22 protein-coding genes are annotated in these 23148 nt (G+C 40.6%); 6 read left to right on the top strand and 16 right to left on the bottom strand.

The window, feature by feature from the left end; translation table 11 throughout:
* Positions 1-79 precede the first annotated feature (79 nt).
* The gene (locus IF202_RS13030) at positions 80-1222 is read right to left on the bottom strand and encodes a M14 family zinc carboxypeptidase (protein ID WP_191595357.1); all 1143 of its coding nucleotides are present in this window, start codon (positions 1220-1222) and stop codon (positions 80-82) included.
* Positions 1223-1412: 190 nt separating this feature from the next.
* On the opposite strand from IF202_RS13030, the gene IF202_RS13025 reads away from it, so the two are divergent.
* From IF202_RS13025 to IF202_RS13015, 3 genes are all read left to right on the top strand, one after another.
* Positions 1413-2612: an ABC transporter substrate-binding protein gene (locus IF202_RS13025; protein WP_191595356.1), complete on the top strand. Its 1200-nt coding sequence runs from the start codon at positions 1413-1415 to the stop codon at positions 2610-2612.
* A gap of 149 nt (positions 2613-2761) precedes the next feature.
* Positions 2762-4489 (top strand): ABC transporter permease, encoded by a 1728-nt coding sequence (locus tag IF202_RS13020; protein WP_191595355.1) that lies wholly within the window; start codon positions 2762-2764, stop codon positions 4487-4489.
* Positions 4483-5118, top strand: coding sequence for an ATP-binding cassette domain-containing protein (locus IF202_RS13015; protein ID WP_191595354.1), 636 nt, complete (start codon positions 4483-4485; stop codon positions 5116-5118). The genes IF202_RS13020 and IF202_RS13015 overlap by 7 nt, the downstream gene beginning before the upstream one ends.
* A gap of 54 nt (positions 5119-5172) precedes the next feature.
* Here the strand turns inward: IF202_RS13015 and IF202_RS13010 are convergent, their stop codons facing one another.
* Positions 5173-6096 carry an alpha/beta fold hydrolase gene (locus IF202_RS13010; RefSeq protein ID WP_191595353.1) on the bottom strand — a complete coding sequence of 308 codons (924 nt, stop codon included), beginning with the start codon at positions 6094-6096 and terminating at the stop codon, positions 5173-5175.
* Positions 6097-6222: 126 nt separating this feature from the next.
* Positions 6223-7335, bottom strand: coding sequence for a tRNA-queuosine alpha-mannosyltransferase domain-containing protein (locus tag IF202_RS13005; RefSeq protein WP_191595352.1), 1113 nt, complete (start codon positions 7333-7335; stop codon positions 6223-6225).
* A 129-nt stretch (positions 7336-7464) separates the two neighbouring features.
* On the opposite strand from IF202_RS13005, the gene IF202_RS13000 reads away from it, so the two are divergent.
* Complete coding sequence (locus IF202_RS13000) at positions 7465-8208, top strand: dienelactone hydrolase family protein (protein WP_191595351.1); 744 nt, start codon at positions 7465-7467, stop codon at positions 8206-8208.
* Positions 8209-8263: 55 nt separating this feature from the next.
* Here the strand turns inward: IF202_RS13000 and IF202_RS12995 are convergent, their stop codons facing one another.
* Together IF202_RS12995 and IF202_RS12990 are read right to left on the bottom strand one after the other, a co-directional pair.
* Positions 8264-8818: a YaeQ family protein gene (locus tag IF202_RS12995; RefSeq protein WP_191595350.1), complete on the bottom strand. Its 555-nt coding sequence runs from the start codon at positions 8816-8818 to the stop codon at positions 8264-8266.
* Between the two features lie 232 nt (positions 8819-9050).
* Positions 9051-9473 (bottom strand): S24 family peptidase, encoded by a 423-nt coding sequence (locus IF202_RS12990; protein WP_191595349.1) that lies wholly within the window; start codon positions 9471-9473, stop codon positions 9051-9053.
* Positions 9474-9781: 308 nt separating this feature from the next.
* On the opposite strand from IF202_RS12990, the gene IF202_RS12985 reads away from it, so the two are divergent.
* Complete coding sequence (locus IF202_RS12985) at positions 9782-11044, top strand: hypothetical protein (protein WP_191595348.1); 1263 nt, start codon at positions 9782-9784, stop codon at positions 11042-11044.
* Between the two features lie 59 nt (positions 11045-11103).
* On the opposite strand, the gene IF202_RS12980 is transcribed toward IF202_RS12985, so the two are convergent.
* The 5 genes from IF202_RS12980 to IF202_RS12960 form a co-directional block, all read right to left on the bottom strand.
* The gene (locus tag IF202_RS12980; protein ID WP_191595347.1) at positions 11104-12087 is read right to left on the bottom strand and encodes an XdhC family protein; all 984 of its coding nucleotides are present in this window, start codon (positions 12085-12087) and stop codon (positions 11104-11106) included.
* A gap of 130 nt (positions 12088-12217) precedes the next feature.
* Positions 12218-12847 carry an N-carbamoylsarcosine amidohydrolase gene (locus IF202_RS12975; protein ID WP_191595346.1) on the bottom strand — a complete coding sequence of 210 codons (630 nt, stop codon included), beginning with the start codon at positions 12845-12847 and terminating at the stop codon, positions 12218-12220.
* 45 nt (positions 12848-12892) lie between these two features.
* Positions 12893-13648: a maleate cis-trans isomerase family protein gene (locus IF202_RS12970; RefSeq protein WP_191595345.1), complete on the bottom strand. Its 756-nt coding sequence runs from the start codon at positions 13646-13648 to the stop codon at positions 12893-12895.
* 15 nt (positions 13649-13663) lie between these two features.
* Positions 13664-14470 (bottom strand): alpha/beta fold hydrolase, encoded by an 807-nt coding sequence (locus tag IF202_RS12965; protein WP_191595344.1) that lies wholly within the window; start codon positions 14468-14470, stop codon positions 13664-13666.
* 8 nt (positions 14471-14478) lie between these two features.
* A complete protein-coding gene (locus IF202_RS12960; protein WP_191595343.1) occupies positions 14479-15624 on the bottom strand; it encodes an FAD-dependent monooxygenase in 1146 nt (381 codons plus the stop codon).
* Between the two features lie 234 nt (positions 15625-15858).
* On the opposite strand from IF202_RS12960, the gene IF202_RS12955 reads away from it, so the two are divergent.
* Entirely contained in the window at positions 15859-16911 is a 1053-nt protein-coding gene (locus IF202_RS12955; RefSeq protein WP_191595342.1) for a M29 family metallopeptidase, read from the top strand.
* Between the two features lie 95 nt (positions 16912-17006).
* Here IF202_RS12955 and IF202_RS12950 read toward each other — a convergent pair whose 3' ends face one another.
* The 6 genes from IF202_RS12950 to IF202_RS12925 all read right to left on the bottom strand — a co-directional run bounded on the left by IF202_RS12950 (position 17007) and on the right by IF202_RS12925 (position 23024).
* Complete coding sequence (locus tag IF202_RS12950) at positions 17007-17582, bottom strand: nucleotidyltransferase family protein (RefSeq protein ID WP_191595341.1); 576 nt, start codon at positions 17580-17582, stop codon at positions 17007-17009.
* A 50-nt stretch (positions 17583-17632) separates the two neighbouring features.
* Positions 17633-18346 (bottom strand): ABC transporter ATP-binding protein, encoded by a 714-nt coding sequence (locus IF202_RS12945; protein ID WP_191595340.1) that lies wholly within the window; start codon positions 18344-18346, stop codon positions 17633-17635.
* Between the two features lie 12 nt (positions 18347-18358).
* Positions 18359-19117 (bottom strand): ABC transporter ATP-binding protein, encoded by a 759-nt coding sequence (locus tag IF202_RS12940; protein ID WP_191595339.1) that lies wholly within the window; start codon positions 19115-19117, stop codon positions 18359-18361.
* Positions 19114-21036 carry an ABC transporter permease gene (locus IF202_RS12935; RefSeq protein WP_191595338.1) on the bottom strand — a complete coding sequence of 641 codons (1923 nt, stop codon included), beginning with the start codon at positions 21034-21036 and terminating at the stop codon, positions 19114-19116. The genes IF202_RS12940 and IF202_RS12935 overlap by 4 nt, the downstream gene beginning before the upstream one ends.
* Before the next feature lie 109 nt (positions 21037-21145).
* Entirely contained in the window at positions 21146-22351 is a 1206-nt protein-coding gene (locus IF202_RS12930) for an ABC transporter substrate-binding protein (RefSeq protein ID WP_191595337.1), read from the bottom strand.
* A 196-nt stretch (positions 22352-22547) separates the two neighbouring features.
* A complete protein-coding gene (locus IF202_RS12925; protein ID WP_328797227.1) occupies positions 22548-23024 on the bottom strand; it encodes a MarR family winged helix-turn-helix transcriptional regulator in 477 nt (158 codons plus the stop codon).
* Positions 23025-23148 lie beyond the last annotated feature (124 nt).

Genomic DNA, 23148 nt, shown 5'->3' with positions numbered 1-23148 from the left:
TGTGTCAAAATAATATTGCCTAGTTTTTAAATCTATTAAATCTATTAAATCTTCAAATATACTTAATTTTTTAACACTCTTAATCTTCAAAGAGGTGTCCAGCTTCACGAAAGGAAAGATGTTCTTTACCTGCAATTTTCGCGATTGATTCGCCACAAACCACCAAACGGCGCTGTACTCTAGCAAAAAACACACCGTTAGTGCGGGCAATTAATGGATAACTGGAAGATTCTACATCGTCATCCATTAAATTGACTATTTCAGCAACCATCTCACCTACTTCAACCTTTTCACCAATATCTTTGTGATAGCAGACAATACCAGCACAAGGCGCTTTAACTAAGTCCATTGCATCAAGTGGATAATACTCAACTTGACTATCGTCGATAACAGGTTTTTCCCCATCGACTACGCCACGTAGTATCAAATAAGAAAATAAAGCTTTTGAATCTTGATGAGCAAGCTCATTTGAAATGTCATTCTCACCTCGCAACTCCAAAGTAAGCGAGCGACTCCCCCATGGTATTAAATCACCATGATCAGCTTTTAAGTTACGCCAGACACTCACATTGGTTTCATCAAACGAGGAAGCGCCTGTATCAAACTCAGACAACCCGACCTTTGCATTGAGCAAAGCTAATAGTGGCTTGAAGTGCGTTTCAAACTCTTGCGCTACATAAGCGTGCATGCTGGCTTCGCCAGAGCAATGTAAATCAATTACTTCATCGGCATCCATAGAAAGTGCCAGCAAGGTCTTCTTCATACCTTGTAATTCAGTTGTTTCTGGCAACAAAGCAAGCTCTTGATGAATCGCCTTACGAACCAAAGATTCATTCATTGAACTGTTGTTAGTAATATCGTCTTTAATTCGTTTCTGTATTTTTTTTCCTAACTGAGGCCAATTACGATTAAAGTTACCACCGCCATCAGAGAATGCGAAACGCCCTGGAATATAACCATGAAAATTCTGCGCCAGACCAATTGGGTTTGCCACAGGTATAACGACAATTTCACCTTTGATCAAACCTGTCTCATCCGCTTTTTTAAGTAACTTAATAAGTTTGTTTAAAACTAAGAATCCGGGCCATTCATCTGCATGAAGGCCAGCTTGAAAATATACTTTAGGACGGGCTCCTGCTTCACCAAAATGATGCGCTTTTAACATTCTTTGTGTTCCTGGTGTCGCACTAGGAAGGACATGGGAATAAATTTGATAGGACATAACACCTCGTCTATTACTTGCTTAACAACCAGAAACAATACTCAATCAATGTAGGGCAGCAAACATGTTACGCTAAATGCTCATTTTAATAAAAAACTTATGTTTAAGATCTATAATAAAAATACTGTAATAAATGGAACTTTAACCACGTCTAATGCTCCATATACCCATAACTCATTAGGAGAAATGAATGATAAAGTCGTTAGCCGCCGCTTCCATTACGGCCGCCTTGGCATTTTCTAGCTTACCCGCTCAAGCAGATTGGCAGGACACACTGCAAGAAGCCAAAGGTCAAACAGTATACTTCAACGCTTGGGGTGGTGCAGATAACATTAACGACTACATTCAGTGGGCCGCAGATCGTATCAAAAATGAATACGATGTAACGCTGAAACACATAAAATTGGCCGATACGTCAGACGCAGTAAATCGTGTTTTAGCAGAAAAAACGGCGGGCAAACATAAGAAAGGCTCAATCGACCTTATTTGGTTGAATGGTGAAAACTTCCGTGCAATGAAAGATAACCAACTCCTTTTTGGTCCTTTCAGTCAATCTTTACCTAATTACATAAAATACGTTGATGAAAGTGCTCGCCAAAGCATTACTCAAGATTTTGGTACTAATGTTGATGGAATGGAATCACCTTGGGGAATGGCTCAAGTTATCTTCATGCACGATACAGAAACATTGAAAAACCCACCTAAATCGATGCCAGAACTATTAGCGTACGCAAAAGCAAACCCTGGAAGAGTTACTTATTCTGAACCACCACAACATTTAGGTGTGACCTTTTTAAAACAAGCTTTGTATGAATTAACTTCCAATCGAGATGCGCTTTCGCAACCTGTCAGTAATGTTGATTTTTATGCTGTCACCGCACCTTTATGGTCTTACCTTGATGAACTAAACAAGGTGGCATGGCGCAGTGGTCAAAACTTCCCTTCTAGCTCAGAAGAAATGATGCGTTTATTAGATGATCAAGAAATTGATATCGCACTAAGTTTTGATATTTCTGCCGCCTCAGTACAAATAGACCAAGGAAATCTACCAGATACTGTTCGTTCTTATATTTTTGATCAAGGTACAATAGGCAACACTCATTTTTTGGCTATTCCGTACAACAGTAGTGCCTCGGCAGGTGCTCAAGTTGTGGCTAACTTCCTGTTATCCCCTGAAGCTCAAATTCGTAAGCAAATGCCAACAATTTGGGGAGATCTAAGTGTTTTATCTTATAAAAAGCTCTCTAAAGCTGACCAAGCTAAGTTTGATGCTTTACCTCGTGGAATCGCAACATTAAGCATTGCCGAGCTAGGTGAAACTTTACCTGAACCACACAGTAGTTGGGTTGAAGCATTAGAGACAGAATGGCGTAAACGCTACGCGAAATAATATTGAATGATGTCGTTATGACTATTTTTGGTAATGTTTTTTTGTAAAAAATTAGCCAGACAAAAACTGAATAACGACATCAACTACTAAATACCGAAACATTCTCAGTTTCAATTGTTATTAAAAATTGTTCACAACTAAGAAGTAAGATGCCACTAAAACACACGAAATGGATCACCGTTCTCATTGCTGCAATTATGACATTGCCAATTTTTATTGGTTTGATCGGCACCTTGCTACCTGCATTTCAATATTTCCCACCTATTGGCGAATACCATTTTTCTACCCAACCTTGGCAAAACATGTTTGCCGAAAGTGAGTTTTACTCAAGTTTAAAACTCACTTTAATCACGGGAGTCGGTGCTCCTTTACTAGCACTTTGGTTGGCTTTTTCATTATTAGCTTGGGGTTATCAGCGACCTTTTTTTCGTAAAATAGAAACGCTTTTGTCACCTATTCTTGCTGTACCTCATGCAGCCATTGCTATCGGCCTACTATTTCTATTAAGCCCTTCTGGCTGGCTAGTCAGAATTTTCAGCCCTTGGTTGAGCGGTTTTGTCCGTCCACCTAATTGGATCACAGTTCAAGATCCTTATGGTTTATCACTGATTTTTGCTTTAGTCGTCAAAGAAATGCCCTATTTGTTGTTTGTAATGTTAGCTGCAATGAAAAGCCTACAAGCAAGAGAAACTATACATGCTTGCCAAGCGTTAGGTTATGGCCGATTTGCCTTATGGCGTAAGGTTTTAATACCTCAGCTATACCCAATTATTCGTTTACCAATATTTATTGTGGTGGCATTCAGCTTAACCGTTGTTGATTTGGCCTTAGTTATTGGTCCAAATACACCTTCCACATTAGCAGTCACCTTATATCGATGGTTTAACAACCCAGATTTGGCCATGCGTCTTATGGGAAGTGCAGGCGCTGTATTTTTAATGATCACCATTATTTTAGTATTAGGCGGGTGGGAGTTTTGTCATCGCTGTCTTAGTAAATTGACCAGATATGAACGCAGCAATGGTAGACGTTGTGGAGCCACAGACAATCTACTTGGGTCAGGTGTAATTTTGGGCCTCATTACTCTAGTTAGTGCTTTTATTGCCTTAATGCTTTTACCAGTTTGGTCATTGGCAAAACGCTGGCGTTTTCCTGATGCATTACCATCAAAATGGACATGGGATAATATTGAGCGAGCGACACCTCTACTTATTGAACTTACCTCGAATACATTAAGCATTGCATTGATAGCAACCATTATGGCGTGCGCTGCCAGCTTGCTAATGTTAGAAACAAAACGTAAGAGTATGGAAGAATCAAATAAACCAACAGAACAACATGCGTTTGATTGGTTGATTTACGTCCCTATTCTTTTACCGCAAATTGGATTCTTATTCGGGCTTCATGTCTTATTAATTTATCTGGATCTAAACGGCAGTTTTTGCGCCATCATTGCATTACACCTAATGTATGTTTTGCCTTATGTTTACCTGACATTAAAAGGCCCTTACTTGGCCTACAATGAAAACTATCTATTACAAGCAAACCGATTGCGTTATCGTCCTTGGCACCATTATGTTTCGGTTAAATTAGCCATGTTAAAACCATCCTTATTTACTGCTTTCGCAATGGGTTTTTCCGTGAGCATTGCTCAGTACTTACCCACTCTTATTGCAGGTGAAGGTCGTCACAGCACACTAACAACCGAAGCCGTTGCTCGTGCGGCCTCTGGTGATAGAAAGCAAGTGGGTAGCATGGCGTTATTACAAGCTTTTTTCCCTGTCATTGTATTTTGGCTTGCGCAAATTATTCCTGCTCGTTGGACAAAATGGCGACTTGCCATGAAAACATTATTTAAGAAGGGTTCACCGTGTTAAGTGTAAAAGCATTTTCCTTGTCAACAAGTGACAAAGTACTCATAAAAGAGCTCAGTTTTGATATTGAGAACGGTCAAGTTTTGTCTATCATGGGGCCAAGTGGGGTCGGGAAATCAAGCTTATTGCATTTTTTAAGTGGTACATTATCGTCGACACTTACTGCAACAGGTGATTTTTTCCTAAATAACGAGTCATTTCACAACAAACCAATAGCAAACCGTAAAGTAGGCTTATTACAGCAAATGCCGTTACTTTTCCCGCACATGAGTATTATTGAAAACTTGTTATTCGCTATCCCACCAGACGTCAAGAAACAAGAACGCCAAGCATTGGCTCAGCAAGCCTTAGAGAAGTTAGAAATGCGTGACAAGGCTAATTCCTTACCTAACGAGTTATCAGGTGGTCAGCAAGCTCGTGTGGCCCTATTACGCACACTATTGGCAAAACCTGATTTCTTATTACTAGACGAGCCTTTTAGTAAATTAGACCCTGCACTTCGTCGAGAGGTAAGAAGCTTTGTACTAGAGGAAATTCGTAAGGCTAACATTCCAGCACTATTGGTTACCCATGACGCTGAAGACGCAAAAGCAATGGAAGGTCCTTGTAAAAACATAAAAAAAGCGGTTTAACGTTATAAAATCCGTTAACACACCTTCTTTTTGGCATTGAACTTAGATTAGATTTTAGCTTTGTGTTTTTTCTATCATTGAATAGATGGCATTTTTAACATCTTGCGGATGCGTATGGTTAATAATGTGACTCGCACCCTTTAGATAAATAACCTCAACATCGGACGATTCAAAAATCGCAGGAGCTTTTTCAGCACTACCTGGTCGAACCAAAGTGTCATCTGTACCTTGTAAGACCGTTATAGGCATTGAGATCGTTGCAAACTCACCCTGTAATCGCTCTAAACTCGGTCGAATCGCAATCACTTCATTATTCGAATTTCGCCACATGTCTGGCAATAATAAACTAGGAACCCAATCCAATAATGTATTAAACCAACGAGCTTCAGACAATTCAGGGTCTAAATCCCCTGCTAAGATAATTACACCTTTTATGTAATTTGGATAATCTACTGCTAATTTAGGCACCAAAGAACCACCAAGAGAATGCCCAACGACAATTATTTTTTCTTGATTATTTGCCTTCCAAATTTCCTCTAGAATAGGTTCGATTAAGCTAGATTGATCACTTAGGTTTACCGGAAAGGAATTTCCTAAATAACCAGACTCACCCCAACCTGGTCGATCGATAGAGTACAGCTGAACATTCTTAATAAGTGATTTGTCTTCAAAGTAACGAGAAAAAGTTCCCCAACTTCCCGGCGTTCCATGCACAAAGACAACACTGGTTTTTTGCTCGGTCTTATTTAGATTATTAGCAACAGAATAAGGGCTATAAACATAATGTAGGGAATAGCCAGAATCGATATTTAAAGTGCGATGAGTAATAACATCAGGATTGTTTTTGATACGCTCAGCAATATCTCGATTCTTATCAAGTTCGTCATTTTTATCTTTTTCAGCAAGCATAAGATAACCACCGATAAATATTAATGGCGTTAAAACAATAGCCATTTTCCATAATGTTAAAAACTTCATTAAAGCCTGCACTCTCATTGATAAAAGAAGGGATAGATAATCATAAGATAAGAGTTGGTTAAAACAAAAAAGTTCACATCGCCTCCCTTTTTTAGGTCTTTAAAGTACTTTAGTCATCTTTAATCTCTAAGGGGCCATCTTTTTAATCAAGACATCATAATAGGGAAGTAATTGTTCCGTGTGATATTGATGTATTAACGGAGCCTTAGCATCGTTTTCAATGTGTGTTTGAATCAAATCGACTGCGCTTTTAGCTTCTATTTTCACATTTAAGATATCACTTTCATAAAGATACTCGTCACCAAATAACTCTGGGTATACCTGACGGTTTGGTAATACAGGCACGCACCCTAAAGAAACGGCTTCAAGCACCGAAAGCCCTTGAAACTCATGCAAAGCGGTCGATAAAACAAAATCAGACGCTGATAAAAAAGCTAAAAAATCTTCTCGGCTTTCAGCGAATCCAAATTGAATAATTCGATGTGAAAATTGCACTTCAATCTGTTCAAACTCTTTTGGTGTACTGCGAAACTGTTCACCTAAAATAGCAATTTGATAGGATACAGAACGATCCTCTAATTCTTGCAGAATAGCCAATAGCCTGTCTGGCCCTTTATCAAACTCCCAACGAGCAGACCAAACTAATTTAATCATTTTTGTATCTACTCTTTTTTTTGCTTCCGCTTCAAAAGCTAGACAGTCATTTTGTATTTCAATACTTAATGGAACAGGCAATATGTCAGATTCTTTTTCAGTACTACCTAGCCAATCTGGTGATACGTAATCTGGCAGTTTTTTGAGTAAAGCACGCGCTCCATCAAAAAATGTATCTTTATTGAACTGACTATTAAACACGCAAACATCGGCTGCTAAGGCGCTGTATAAAGTCACCATTTGCATTTCAATTAAACCTTGCTGCTTATCACTAGCAGGATAAGCAAACTGATTTTCATGAAAATACAGTAGCCAAGGAATATTTTGTAAATCAGGGCAAAAAGCTTTTAAGCCAACACAATCTGTCATTGAAGTCGCTATGACTAAATCGTAAGGTTTTTCGAGAATCGGTTTGAATTTTGGATCAAAAGCAAAGCTCATCGCGTTACCACGAATTCTCCACGCAAAGTGTCGTGCCGGTAAAGACAAGTACTCCCATCGGTGCTCACTTAACCCTTTCATCAAGGTATGTGCCCATGCTTTATGGCTGCTTGCTTCATAGGCACTGATCAATAAAATTCGCACGCGTTATTCTCTCTTGTCATTCTGACTTTGATTGAGTTGTTCATATGCTTACCATGAAGGATTCAGCGATTGCTACTCATTCACGGGTCGAATATCATTATGAAAAATAACAAGCTTTTAAGGAACTTCATGATTATTCAACGACACGACGAAGATATTAACACGCCAACTGGCACCATGCGGTGCTCTGTTTATCGACCTGAAGCTGAAGGTGGCTTTCCTTGTGTCTTCTTTTACTCTGAAATTTTTCAACAGACAGCACCTATTGCTCGATCTGCCGCTATGATGGCTGGTCATGGATTTGTTGTCATCGTCCCAGAAGTGTTTCATGAACTAAACCCAATCGGCACCGTATTGGGTTACGACGATGAGGGGAAAGACAAAGGCAATACAGACAAATTCACTAAAACATTAGAAGCTCATGATAGCGACACAGTTGCGATGATAAGTTACTTCGAACAAGAAGATTACTGCACTGGTCAATTTGGCTCTATGGGTGTTTGTCTTGGTGGTCACTTGGCCTATCGTGCAGCACTTAACCCTTGTATACAATCATCATTTTGCCTATATGCAACGGACATACACTCAAACACTATTCCTTGCGAAGAAGGTAATGACTCTTTCACTCGAACAGAAGAAATTGAAGGAGAATTAGTAATGGTGTGGGGGAAACAAGACCCTCATGTTTCGACAGAAGGTCGTCAGAAGATCTATCAAAAATTGATCGACACAGACCGTTTTTTTTCTTGGCATGAATTTAACGGTCAACATGCCTTTATGCGTGACGAAGGCGATCGTTATGACCCTGCTATCGCCTTAGAATGCTATACTAAAGCAGTGGCTTTGTTCCAACGCACGCTTCACAAAGCCTAAAGCCAACTGCCCCCTATATGAATTAAATCTAGCTAAGTAAAATTACGAGGTGGGCTTATTGCTCGCCTCGCCAATTTGGTGTCATGGCACATTCGCCAAGCTCCCCAGAGATCCACATTTCACTGTCTTGTATTGTTACGTTTAACTGCATAGATCGAGTGCAAATTTTTGCTAACGATTGCACCTGCACTTCTGAAAACTGTAATACGCGTAGATTGTTAAAACGACTCATTTTTCCTTTGTTTTGCTCCCACCAAATGTCTGATTTATCGTTATAATTAACAACGACAACATTGTGAGCACGACCACAGGCTTTTCTTAAGCGCTTCTCATCTGGTTGACCTAGCTCAATCCAAAGTAAAACTTCATCTGAATAGTTCTTTTGCCAAAGATCAGGCTCATCTTCTGTACTAATTCCTTTGGTAAAGCTTAATTGTTCACCGCCCTCTTTTTCATCTGCTAATAAAGCAAAAGCGGCCAAACGCACCATCATGCGTTCTTCTGTTTCAGAAGGATGTAACGCCAAGGTTAAATCATAACCTTGATAATGATTTCGATCCATATCGGATACTTGTACCGATGCTTTATAAACAGTTGCTTTAGTCGCCATGAGATTCACTTATTAAATTCAAAAAAATGCCATAAAATCGCGACGAAATTGTACAGTAAAAAAGCAACAGTGTTCATTCGAATCTACGAATAACGACTCATTTCATAACAAATATAAGATATGGAAGAGAAAAACAGGAAAAATAAAAAGTGGTCAGAAATAATATTTGAGAAATTTATAAAGAAAAGGCATTTATTAAAGTTTTAATTAAACAAATGCCTTGAGCATCAAATTAGCTAGGTTTTCGGACAACACTAGCAACTACACCAAACACTTCTAAACTTGATGCTTCCACCGTAATCGCGGCAGATGAAGAGTACGCTTTATTCTTAGGTCGAAACAAAACATCTTCTTTTAGTTCTAGTGTGACAACTTCCATTTTACCTTTTTCACAAGTAATAACAGTGTCGCCATGTCTCGCGGTTAACGCTCTATCAACAACTAAAACGTCACCAGCATTAATATCAATATTTTCTGTAGACTCACCTAGCGCTCTTACAAAAAATGTTGTCGCAGCATTTTTTTGTGTTGTTTTCTTTTTAGTTGTTACTTCGTCTAAAGAACTATCAGATCCTCTAGAATAGAACGGGATTCGAACACTACCCTTAGGTATAAATGTAATAGACTCAGTTGAGCCAAGATAAGAGACGCGCATAAAAAACACTCTAACTGTATGTTTGTACAGTATGATTCAAAACGATAAAATCACCTAGTAAAATTTCGTAAAAAAGAAGCTTAAATGCGTAAAATATCAGCACATTAATAATAAAATTATTATGATTCATTATGTTGAAGAAATCACAACTCCCCCTTAGCGCTTTAATCAGTGTAAATTTAGCGCTTAACCATTAAAAATGTGACATTTCAATCAAAAAACAACAAAATATGAAGTAGTAAAAATAAACTCTATGCCATCAAGCCACCTGTACTTTTTCCAATATAACAAGGATATATTTCAAGTATATGAGCATTCTAAAAAAATACACAGGTTGGTTTGTACTTGGTACATTAATTTTTTATCTACTCTCAGTCACCCAATCTATTTCTGTTCTGATACCGACCCTGCTCGCTTGGTGCGCAAATTCGGCCATGTGGCATACATTGGCACCGAGTGCAAAACGTCAGGTCTCATGGTTAATGGGAATTGGCATTGCTGCATTATTATTTGCTGGCACTCAGGGCGTATGGATTCCTTGGCAACAAGTACTGGCTGTAAATTTGCCAATGCTCGCTATGTTTGTTGCCGTGTCTTTTTTAGACCTCACCAGTTCAAAAGATGAAAGCAGACCACTGCCAAAAGGCCTAGGCGCTATATTTAACACAGCAATAGGTGTACATCTATTAGGCGCAGTAATTAATTTATCGGTAATAATGGTATTTGCAGATCGAATGAAAGGCGCAATTAAACTCACGCCTGTGCAGCAATTTATTTTAACGCGTAATTTTGCCGCTGCAGCCTGGTGGTCACCTTTCTTTGTGGCTACTGGTATTGCTCTAATTTATGCTCCAGGCATGCAATGGGGAAAAACATTTATTCCTGGTGCTATGATGGCATTAACTGCCATTGTATTTTCAAGCATTGACGCTTATCGACGCACAAAAGGTGATTTTATTGGTTACCCTATTCGACGGGAAAGCTTATTCATTCCTCTTTTTATGGCGACAGCCATTATAGTGCTTCACTTTCTTTGGCCTGACATTAGTATATTGGTGCTTATTTGTCTTTTGGCACCTAGCGCCTCTATTTTATTAATGCGTACAACATCAAGACGAGAAAGCCTATTTCTCTTTGTAAACCAGAAACTACCACTGATCGGCAGTCAATTTGCCTTATTTCTAGCTGCTGGTATTTTTTCAAATGGTATTAGTGCGATTATTCTGAGTTATCCGCAATTTTTTAATTTAGACAGCTTTACTTTTGGGCCAATATTGTTTTCCCTTACATTAGCAAGCATGATTATTGTTGGATTGGTTGGTGTGCACCCTGTTGTTAGTATTGCTATTGCAAGTCCAATGCTTTTACCTTTAAACCCTGACCCAACAGAACTAGGCTTTTTGTTTTTAAGTGCTTGGGCTATTTCAGCAGGTAGTAGTGGATTAACAGGACTGGGATTACTCATGACGAGTCGATACCACATACCCACCAAAGATATAGTCACCAACAGTGCATTCTACGCCATTTTCATGTGGTTGCTTTGTTCACTAGTGAGCGGGATATTTTTATAAATTCGCCAACATCTCTAGTAGATTTTAAACTTTATAATCACAATGTGATTAACTACACATCAAACTCTCTCACGAGGGATTCCGTTTTGTACTCTTAATATATCAGCCATAATAGCGAGCGCTATTTCAGCGGGCGCTTTACTGCCAAGGTTTAAGCCAATAGGCATGGCGATTCGATTTATGTCTTCATCATTCAAACCACCGATGCGTTTTAGCCGCTCGGCTCGTTTATTGGATGTACGAACTGAGCCCATCACACCTAAATAAAAAGCCGGTGTCTTCACGGCATCGATCATCGCTAAATCATCAATTCTCGGATCATGAGTCAAAGCAACAATGGCCGTATTGAAATGAATATTATTAGTGTCGGAAATGTAACCGGTGGGGAAAACAGGTTCGAGCTGAACAAAAGGTACACTCCAGCCCAAGAACGCGTTTTCTCTGTGGTCACAAACTACGACCTGAAACCCCATCATTTGTGCATATTGAGCACAAAATGGTGTAACGGAAGAGTTGCCGACGATAATAAGCCTTGCGGTAGGACCAACACGAATACGAATGCAATTCATTGATTCATCTAACTCAACAGCCAAACCCTTTCCATTATCTTTCATAAAACGACGAGTCTGGGAGTCCAAGTCGATTATTCTAACATTCGGAGTTTGCCCCATTAAAATAGTCAATAATTGCTCAATGTATTGAATGTTGTCTTCATTTGAAAGTAAATATTCCACCAATACATCGAGCTGCCCACCACAAGGCAAGACTACTTGTGATCTCTCATTATCATCCGCTATGCCATAGTGAACCTGTTGCATAGATTCACTAAACTCACCTTTCTGCAATCGATCAAGAAAGTCTTCTTCTACGCAACCACCGGACAGTGACCCTATATAAAGACCTGAATCACAAGCGACCATCATAGTGCCAGGTGCCCGAGGAGAAGACCCAAAAGTGCTCAGTACGGTACATAACCATACAGAGCGACCTTCTTGCTGCCACTTCAACGCTTGTTCAACAACTTGTAAATCAAGGTGCAGCACTAAAAGCCTCCTAAATATTTAAAGACCTTAAGGACTTTAGCAAGCTTTGTCTCTGGGCAACAAGACACAAAATACAAACCATCTAAATACATGTTTATAAACCTGGTCTGTGACCTTGGTAGATGCTCAATTACGTTAGAGAAGCAAAGTAATCTATAACCTCATCACGCATCACAACATCACCATATTTACTATTGATATCAAAAAGATTCGCTTCATGAGGGTCAGGATGTCGATCACCAACACAATCTCGTACCACGATAGTACGAAAACCGTGTTGCATGGCGTCCACGGCCGACGCTCGGATACAACCACTGGTCGAACAGCCTATTAAAATAACCGTATCCGCACCCATTGCCGTAAGCGTTGCCGCTAAACTTGTACCAAAAAATGCACTTGCGTATTGCTTGGTTAATACCAACTCGCTTTCATGAGGTGCCACTTCTGGGCAAAACTCAGCAAAAGCATTGCCAGCCACCATCGCTTTCATGACCGGTGCTTTTTTCAACCAAACGCCACCATCCATAAAGCTTGGATGGTAAAGAATGTTGGTATGGATAACCGGCACATTATACTGCCTCGCTTTTTCCAGTAGCTGAGGGGACGCTTTCACAGCAGACACCACACCTTCTGCATACAATGGTGATGATGTATCGGTGTAGCCTTTCATAAAATCAATGGAAATTACGACCGGATTATTACCAAAGCCAATGCGTGAATCCCACACACCTTCATAATTATTTTGTAAGTTATCACTCATCTAATGAACCCTCGTATTTACGTCCTGCTATTCACCTTAATTCAGTTAATAAGCACCCGATAACAAAGCGCCAGCACCTGGAACAACCGTTTCTAAATTAAGCGATTTCAACATAGCGTAAGTCGTTGCTACCGCAGCGGTAACCACTGGCTTTCCTGTTAACGCTTCTACTTTAGCGATTGCACCTAAAGATGGCATTTGCACACACGCAGACAGCACAATAACATCCACGTCGCTGTAATCTAACTTAGCGACAATATCTGGTAATTTATTGAAATCATGGCGTCCTACATCTAAGTTATCGGCGATCTCAAGTGCGATGTGATCAGTCACTTCAAAACCTTCTTCAGAAATATAATCTACAACCAACTGAGTTAGCGGTTTCATATAAGGTGCAACCAAAGCGATGCGTTTCGCTTTCATGATATGCAATGCATCAACCAAAGCGCCCGCACTGGTAATCACAGGTGCATTACCACCGTTCTCTTTGGTATGAGACGTTAAACGCTTTTCTGATACACGATGATAACCAATCCCCATTGCCATAATCGCAACCAAACAAGCGTAACCCAGCACATCTACACGAGCATCACTTAGCTCTACCGCGCAACGATCTGACTCAGCATCCATTGCGGAAAGCTCTTCCTTAACCACTTTTTTCATTCGCATACGGCTAGAATGAAACGTAAAACGATCTTCTGGAAAAATAGCTTGTCTGGCCATCAACATAGCCGGTATTTCTGTTTCCATCGTGGTATTTGAACTAGGAACGATTTGTCCAATACGATATAAATTTGTCATAATCACCTCAAGAAATTAAATAATGTTAGCGTCAGTTAACGCCGCAAAGAAACCATCAAAGTCATCCCATGGAATCATATGCCCTGCGTCCATTACGTGATGAATAGATAGCTCAGATATTAAGCTGGCTATTTCTTCTTCATCTTCAGTCTGAATAACACCACCTTTACCAGCCACCATAAGCACAACAGGTACTGAAATTCCCGGTAAATCTTTATGAAAGTCATCATCATGAAAATCGTTAAAAGCTTTGACTATCGCTGGTGAATAACAGGTATGTAACCATTCTGCACGAAGCTGGCGTTGCTCTTCTGTCCAAGTAGGACAAAAAGACAACATATCTTCTGCGCTCATACCCTCGTTAGATTGTTTGATTGAGTCTACGTACCATGGCAATTTACTCGGGTAAGCTCTGCGACTCGGGCCTGATACTGGCGGATCAACCAAAACAGCATTACTCACGCCCGTTAATCCACGCGCTAATGCACGCGTAATAAAACGCGCACCCATAGAATGACCTAATACAACAAAGTCTTTAAAATTCAATGCTTTTGCGAATTCAACAATATCGTCGGCACACGTATCTGCGTCATAACGTAGCTCTGGGCCAGTAGAAGACAAGCCTCTGCCTCGCGCATCCAACACATAAGTATCAAAATATTCTGCCAACCTTTCTGCCACAAAACCCCAAGTAATCGCAGGGCTAGTAATACCAGGGATAAGTAACAACACAGGCTGAGACGTGTCTTTTTTACCGTACCTCAAATAGTGCTGGCGGATGCCGTTGGCATTAGCATGTGCTCCGTATCGGTAATAACTCATACCATCTCCTACTTACTTATGTTTTTTAAAGGTTCGTTATAAAGATCGTAGCCGAAGCACCAAGCAGGGTCTTCTTGAGTACGTAACCAAGTATTTGCATTGGAAGTGGTTTGAACACGCGTTGCTCGATCTTTTCTGTTAGCTTCATAAAGCTCGAATGCCGTTTCAAAATTCGATAATCCAACTTCTTCAATACAGCGTACTAACATAGCTGCATCTTCAATCGCCATCGCAGCACCTTGCGCCATGTGTGGTTTCATTGGGTGACAAGCATCACCTAGAAGGACCATGCGGTTTCTGCGCCATAATGGTAAAGGGTTACGGTTTTTTAATGGCCATTTAGTAACAGACTCTGTTGCATCGATTAACGCCTGAACGGTTCCATGATAACCATCAAACGCTTCACGCATTTCTTCGCGGCTACTGTCCACAAAAGAGGCGCTGCTGTTCCAATCAGGGTCAGGCACACCGGTTACATAATAATATTCATCACGGCGACCTGTTGTGTAATACACCATCATATGGCGATCTTCTGTCCACCATTTAATACAATCTTCGAAATCATGATCAAATTTAGCCAGCTGTTCGCCAGTAATCAACGCTCGGTGAGCAACCCAACCACTGTATGTTGGCTCTTCTTTGCCCAACAAGTTTTCACGTACCATCGAGTTGATACCGTCAGCACCGATAACAAAATCCGCTTTCGCTTCTGTACCATCTGCAAACGTCATCAAGACTTCATTACCTGTATCTTCAATCGATTCTAGGTGCTTATTGAAAATCACATCTGTTTCGTCAAGTGGCGATAACATCACATCATGCAAATCACCACGGTGTACCGTTACATAAGCGGCGCCGTATTCTTTAAGAGCAAATTCGCCCAGTGGAATACGTGACATGTATTCTCCAGTCAGTCCATCACGGCTAAACCAGTAGTCAGGATGTGAAGACATAAGGCTGACTTTCTCTTCAATTCCCATTTTTCTGAAAATTTTCATCACATTAGGCCCCATATGAATACCAGCCCCTAATCGAGAAAATCGAGGAGCCCTTTCATATACGGTAACGTCAAAACCAGCTTGCTTTAAAAGTACGGCGACAGCTGCCCCACCTAAACCCGCTCCAATGATGGCAAAACGTTTTTCACTGTTCATTAAATAACCTCTAAAAATATAAAACAAAAGACATTTATAATGTATACACCATTTATTTTCACATTAAAAGATAATTTCTGTTTTTAAAAAGCTTAAATACTGCTATAAAATGGATTAAAATTTATAAAACATAAATTTTAAAAAAATTAATTAATAGTGTATGCACTATAAAAAAGCATAGTGATTAAAACTGCCCACCTATGGGGCTTATTCGTCAATCAAAGGAGATTCAAAGTGCCTGTTAGTGATAATCAATTAGTAGAAATGTTCGAACACGTCCTGACGCTCTCTAACGTAACGCCCTCAGAAAGTGTAGCGATTCTTAAAAGCCACTACTCAAACCCTAGAATTGTCGATGCGGCTTTTAATGCAGCTCAACGCTTAGGCGCTAAAGTGTATGGTGTAGAACTTCCCGCTCTTAACCCACCTAAAGCCATGGGTAACGACATGACAGCCTATTGCGGCGACACACCTTTAACAGGAAATAAAGCGGCACAAACCGCCCTAGAAGCCGCCGATTTAATTGTTGATACAATGATGCTTTTGCATTCTCCAGAACAAGAGCAAATACTTAAAACAGGAACCCGTATTTTATTGGCAGTCGAACCTCCTGAAGTATTGGCTAGAATATTGCCAACTTTAGAAGACAAGCGTCGTGTCGTCGCCGCTGAAAAAGTATTGAAAACAGCTAAGAAAATGAGAGTCACCTCGGCCGCAGGCAGTGATTTCACAATGTCATTAGGCGACTACCCTACCGTCACAGAATACGGTTTTGCCGACGAACCCGGACGCTGGGATCACTGGCCAAGTGGCTTCTTATTCAGCTGGCCAAATGAAGAAAGCGCGAATGGCAAACTGGTTATTGATATTGGCGATATTTTACTTCCATTCAAAACCTATTGCCGCGAGTCGATAACGCTAACAATCAAAGACGGTTTTATTACTGACATTACCGGTGGCTTTGAAGCAGAATACCTCCGTGATTACATGGCTTACTTTAAGGATCCTGAAGTCTACGGCATCTCACATGTAGGCTGGGGTTTACAACCACGAGCTCAATGGACGGCGATGGGCCTACATGATAAAAACGATGGTATGTGTATGGATGCCAGAGCATTTAACGGTAACTTCCTCTTCTCTACAGGGCCGAATACAGAGGTTGGTGGCACACGTAAAACACCATGTCACATGGACATCCCTCTACGAAATTGCACTATAACCCTGGATGATGAAGTTGTCGTCGTTAACGCCGGAGAGGTTGTTTTTCCTAACACTCTTAGCGAATAGAAAATCCAATTCAATCAAAAAACCTAAGTAGCGATATAAGATGCTTAGGTTTTTTATGCGCCATTTTCGTAGGTAGCCTTTTACACACAGCCTTTTTATCGCGAAGACTCCCACCACGCCATCGCTTCTAATGGCGTATCAATATCAAGTACAACGCCGGGGTCATCTATCTCCACAAACTCAGTTTTCGATTTAAACTGCTTCAATATTTGCTTGCCGCCATCATCACCTGACAAAGAAAGGAATTCCGACCAAAACGCTCGACCAATCCAGACAGGGTGACCCGCAACCCCCTTATAAGTCGGCCGTACAATTTTGGACGCAGTGGCTTTTGCTTTTAACGCAGTCATTGTCGACACTTGAATGGCAGGCATATCGGCTAGATACACACCTATCGCAGGTGCATTGCGATAGCGAGGCTCCCGAGTCACATATCCAAACAAATTATTTAAACTTGAGCCTAGCCCTGAAACCGAGTTTTCAACGATAAGGATAGGAACAGGATAAGAGAGGTCAGGTATTATGCTCGTACCAGAAGTCACAACCAAAATATCAGCAATGGAGTGTGCATTAACAAGTTGATCCAAAGTGAATTGAATCATTGTTCGCCCGTCAGGTAAGCGATAAGAACGCTTATCTGATCCAAAACGGCGTGATATACCAGCAGCCATTACGGCCACTGGTAATCTATCAACTAACACTAGATTGGAGCACTATATAATTAGACAGAAAGGTAGTTTCTACGTACATCATCATTGGCAGCCAACTCTTCCATGGTTCCTTCAAAACGTACATGCCCATTTTCTAATACGTAAGCACGATCGCAAACTAAATCTGCGAATTGCAGATTTTGCTCAGATAATAGAATAGTTAGGCCTTGCTTTTTCAGAGCCATAATCATATTGGCCATTTGCTCAACAATTACCGGAGCAACACCTTCCGATGGCTCATCTAGTAATACCAAGTAAGGATTGCCCATCAAGGTCCGTGACACAGTTAACATCTGTTGCTCACCACCACTCATATTACCACCGGGACGGTGAGGCATTTCCCCTAAGTTAGGAAACAGTTCAAATAACTTCTCAGCCGTCCAATGAGGAGCTCCCTCTCGCTCTGACTGAGATCCTACTTCAAGGTTTTCTAATACAGTAAGATCCGTAAATACACGTCGGTCTTCTGGCACAAACCCCATCCCCATCTTAGAAATAACATGAGGCGCACTTTTAGCAATGGGGTTACCCATGAAGCTTATTTCACCCTGCGTACGGGAAAGCATGCCCATAATGGCTTTCATTGTGGTTGATTTGCCAGCCCCATTTCTTCCCATTAAGGCAACCACTTCACCTTTTCGAACTTTTAAGCCAACATCAAATAAAATATGAGCACGCCCGTAAAAAGCATTTAAACCATTAACTTCTAAAATTGTTTCTTGCATAACATCACCTTTTTAAGCCGCTTCGAATGATTTTCCACTGCCAAAATAAACTTCCCGTACTTTGGGGTCGTTTCTTATGTCGTCAGCACTACCATCAGCAATTAACTCACCTCGAGCGAATACAATCATACGATCTGCGTGTTCAAATACGACGTCCATACTGTGTTCGGTAAACAGCACAGAAAGGTTTCTGTCTATAACCATCTTCTTCACCAACATGACCAACTGATTTCTTTCTTTCGGCGCCATACCTGCCGTTGGCTCATCCATTAGTAATAATTTAGGATCATGAGCAAGTGCCATAGCCAGTTCGACTCTTTTTACATCACCATAGGCAAGTACACTACACGCTCTATCCGCTTGATCGGCCATGCCGACTTGATCTAAAAGAACCAAGGCCTCTTTTTTGTAATAAGACGCCGCTGGCGTCCATAAACGAAATAGTTTTTTATCGCGTGACAAGAGCACCATCTGTAGGTTCTCAAGTACCGTCAAAGAGCCAAAAGTAGCGGATATTTGAAATGTACGGCCCACACCCTCATTCCATATTTGGCGAGGATGACGCCCTACCAGCTCGACACCTTCCAACTTAATCGAACCAGAGTCTGGTTTCAGTTGGCCATTTAGCATATTAAAACAGGTCGACTTGCCCGCTCCATTTGGCCCTAATAAGGCCAACAGCTGTCCGCGAGGCAACTCAAAGGACACATTGTTAATCGCTTTTACGCCACCAAACGCTTTATTAATGTTATCTATAGTTAATAAGCTCATTTGGATGCCTCCTCTTTCTTAGTTTGCAAAAGTATATGATGCTTAACCCAGTGCCAAAGGTGGGATAACGTTCCCACAATACCGGCAGGGAATAGCAACACAATCAGCAAAATAATCATGCCTAATACTGCTTTCCAATAGTCCGTCTCTCGAGCCACTGAATCATGCAACCAAGTAAAAATACTGGCCCCAACAATAGGTCCAAACAGTGTTTGCACGCCACCTAACAATACCATTACTAGACCATCGATAGATCGACCAACACCAATGGCTTCAGGTGAAATACCACCTTTAGAAAAAACGTATATCGCACCAGCAATACCACCAAATAGGCCTGCCACAACAAAGGCAACCCATTGGACGCGCTTCACATCAACACCGATAGCATCTGCACGCAAATCAGAATCACGAGCAGCACGTATTGCAAGTCCAAATGGTGCAAATAAAATACGGCGTAATATCAGAATACCCGCAAGCATAATAGATAATGTTAGATAATACAGAGCAGTCGTGGATGACAACCAATCCGATGGCCAAACACCAAATATGCCATTACTACCACCTGTAACATCGTCCCATTGATATACGATAGACCAAACTATCTGAGCAAAAGCGAAGGTCAACATGGCTAAATAAACACCACTTAAGCGCACAGAGAACCAACCAAAAACCAATGCACCAAGAACGGCTAACAACGGTCCAGCAACAAGTGCTAGCTCCATCGGCAACTTCCAAGTCACAACCAATATGGCCGCACCGTAAGCACCCAAGCCAAAGTAAGCCGCATGACCAAAGGAATGCATTCCGCCTGGCCCCATGACAAAATGCAAGCTTGCTGCGAACAACACTGCAATAAAGATTTCCACTAAGATGATTTGAGCATAAGGGAACGTTTCTTCAAAAACAGGCACTAGCAATAAAGCCAACACTAACGCAGCCGTACACCATTTAAAGATGGGTAACGAAGGTCGTAATGGCGGCTCAGCAGAGTGGTCATTACGCGCTGCAGCTTGTGGCTTACCTAATAAACCCCAAGGACGAATAACTAAAATAATAGCCATTATTAAAAATTCGGCAACCAATGTCATTTTGGACATAGGAAAATCAATACCAAAAATGTGCAATGTACCAAGAGCAATACATAACGCTTTAACCTCGGCAATAAGAAGCGCGGCTAAAAACGCACCAGGAATAGAACCCATACCACCAACTACTACAACAACAAATGCAGTACCTATAGACTCTAAATCCAACGCTAAATTAGCGGGTATTCTTGGTTCTTGTAGAGCGCCGCCCAAGCCAGCTAGAAAACAACCCAAAGCAAACACACTGGTAAATAACCAAGCTTGATTGACACCCAGTGTTGATACCATTTCTCGATCTTGTGTCGCTGCACGAATCAATACACCCCAACGTGTTTTGTTCAACAGCAACCACAATATACCTAATACTGCTGGTCCAATAACAATCATCACAAGATTATACTGAGGGAAATTTCTACCAAGGATTTCGATAGATCCTGTTAATCCTGGTGCCCGAGGCCCAAATAAGTCTTCTGGCCCCCAAATAAAAAGTGCTAAATCTTGTAAAATCAGAACAAGGGAAAAAGTAGCTAATAATTGAAATAGTTCTGGAGCACGATACACTCGTCTCAATATAACGATTTCAATGAGTGCCCCTAATAAGGCTACTACCAAGGAGGACAAAATAATGGCCACCCAAAATCCACCAACAGACTCGCCCATGTGACTAACAAAGGTGTACGCAACATACACACCTAACATATAGAACGAACCATGAGCAAAGTTCATAATTCGCGTCACACCAAAAATAAGTGACAGGCCAGACGCTACTAAAAACAGTGACGAAGCATCAACTAAGCCATTTAGTAGCTGAACTAAAAGTCCCGATAAGGTCATAAACATTTCCTTCTACTGTTTTCTTAATACATATTTCAGAAAACAACATCTAATAAGCTACGAACAGCTATAAACTAGAATAGCTGCCCGTAACCATATTTTTATCCGCTTAGTTAGCAGGACGCATTGCAGCAACTTCAGCATCTGAAGGCTGAACATCAGCACCATCAATATAATGGAAATCTATCATTTCCCCCTTTCCATCTACCAATGCAGTTTTACCTACAAAGGCACCGAAAGTAGATTGATTATCTTGAGATCGATAAGTGATTGGACCAAATGGTGTATTGTGAGATAAACCACTAAAGGCTTTAATCAAATCATCTGTATCGGTTGAACCTGCTTTTTTAATCAATGCAGCAATGGTTTTTATAGAGGTATAACCAACCACCGAACCTGCGCGTGGATATTCTCCATACTTAGCTTCATAAGCTGCTTTAAAAGCATTGTGCTCAGGTGTATCAATTTTGTTCCATGGGTAACCCGTTACATACCAACCTTCTGGCGCCTCAGCACCCATAGGGTCAAGGTATTCAGGCTCGCCTGTTAACAAAGAAAAGACTTCTTTACCTTCAAACAACCCACGAGTATTGCCTTCACGTACAAACTTACCTAAGTCAGCACCAAACAAGACATTAAAAATAGCATCTGGCTTAGCGTCATCTAATGCTTGAACAACAGAACCGGCATCGATTTTTCCTAGTGGTGTTGCTTGCTCTACAACAAACTCAACACCCGGCTGCGCTTTAGAAAGTAACTCCATAAAGGTGGCAACGGCAGACTGTCCATATTCATAATTTGGATACACCAGACCCCAACGTTTTTTATTTAATTTAACGGCGTCAGGAATAAGCATGGCGACTTGCATATAAGTAGACGGTCTTAAACGGAAGGTATAATCATTGCCGTTTTCCCAAACTATTTTATCTGTCAAAGGTTCTGCAGCGAGATAAACCATTTTTCTTCGTTTCGCGTAATCAGTTAATGCAAGCCCTGTATGAGAAAGGAAGCCACCAAATATCATACTCACTTTTTCGCGAGTTCTTAATTCTTCAGCAACACGAATAGCATCACCAGGATTTGCATTATCGTCACGATAAATAACCTCCAGGTTTTTGCCTAGAACCCCACCCTGAGAGTTTATTTCATCAAGCCCCATCTCCCAGCCTTTTTTATAAGGCCCTAAAAAAGCTGACATGGCTTTATAGCTGTTCACTTCACCAATTTTTATAGTGTCAGCTGCCCAGCCTGCACTCGCTATGAGTGTACCGACCAACAACCCACTATTTACTAGTTTGTATAGAACTTTATTCATAATCACCTCTGCTCACGTAATGAAGTTTTAGTTATTAAACCCTTAAGCCATGACTTATTTCATGTAGTGCTTACTTCATGAATTACTGCAATCATCAGACCAATATTTGATAAAGATCACAAAAAAGTTGTTTAGTAGGTATTTTAAGCAAAAAAAAGAGGCCAAAGGCCCCTTTAATAATTGAAAATCTCATTCACTATTTACCACCACTACCCATTTTTTTAAGTAAAAAAATTAAAGCTAGCCTTTCTGCGGGATTTAAATCACTCATAGTAGCTTCGGTAATATCTTTAGCACACGGGATCATTTTTTTAAGCAATTCAGCTCCTGCTACACTAAGAGAAATCATAACTTTCCTACGATCTTTTAAATCCTCAGAAAGGTATACCCAACCCTTTGATTTTAAACGATCTATTACTCCACGCATGGTTGCTTGATCTACCGCTGTAGCAGAAACAATATCAGTAATTGAACAGCTAACCATACTTTGAATTGTACATAACGTAATAAACTGAGGCGCTGTCAAATTCGGTTCGCAACTCATCTCTTGAAAAATCATCATATGTCGCTGATGAGCCTTTCTAAGCAAATGCCCTACCTGCTCAGTAAAAACATAATCCGCATCAACAGATTTTTCATGAACATAACTATCGTCTATTTTTTCCTTACTCACCAATCATCTCCAAAAAAACAACCAAAACAGTGCACACACTGTAACATAATGAAATAAAGGCCATATTTATGAGCATGAATCACCCAATTAAATGATGTATACCTTATAAAAATAATCTACATTA

Origin of the sequence: Marinomonas colpomeniae, from assembly GCF_014803385.1 — a bacterium.
Classification (GTDB): Bacteria; Pseudomonadota; Gammaproteobacteria; order Pseudomonadales; family Marinomonadaceae; genus Marinomonas; species Marinomonas colpomeniae.
The sequence above is the reverse complement of the archived record's forward strand: the minus strand, read 5'-3'. Positions and strand labels throughout refer to the sequence as shown.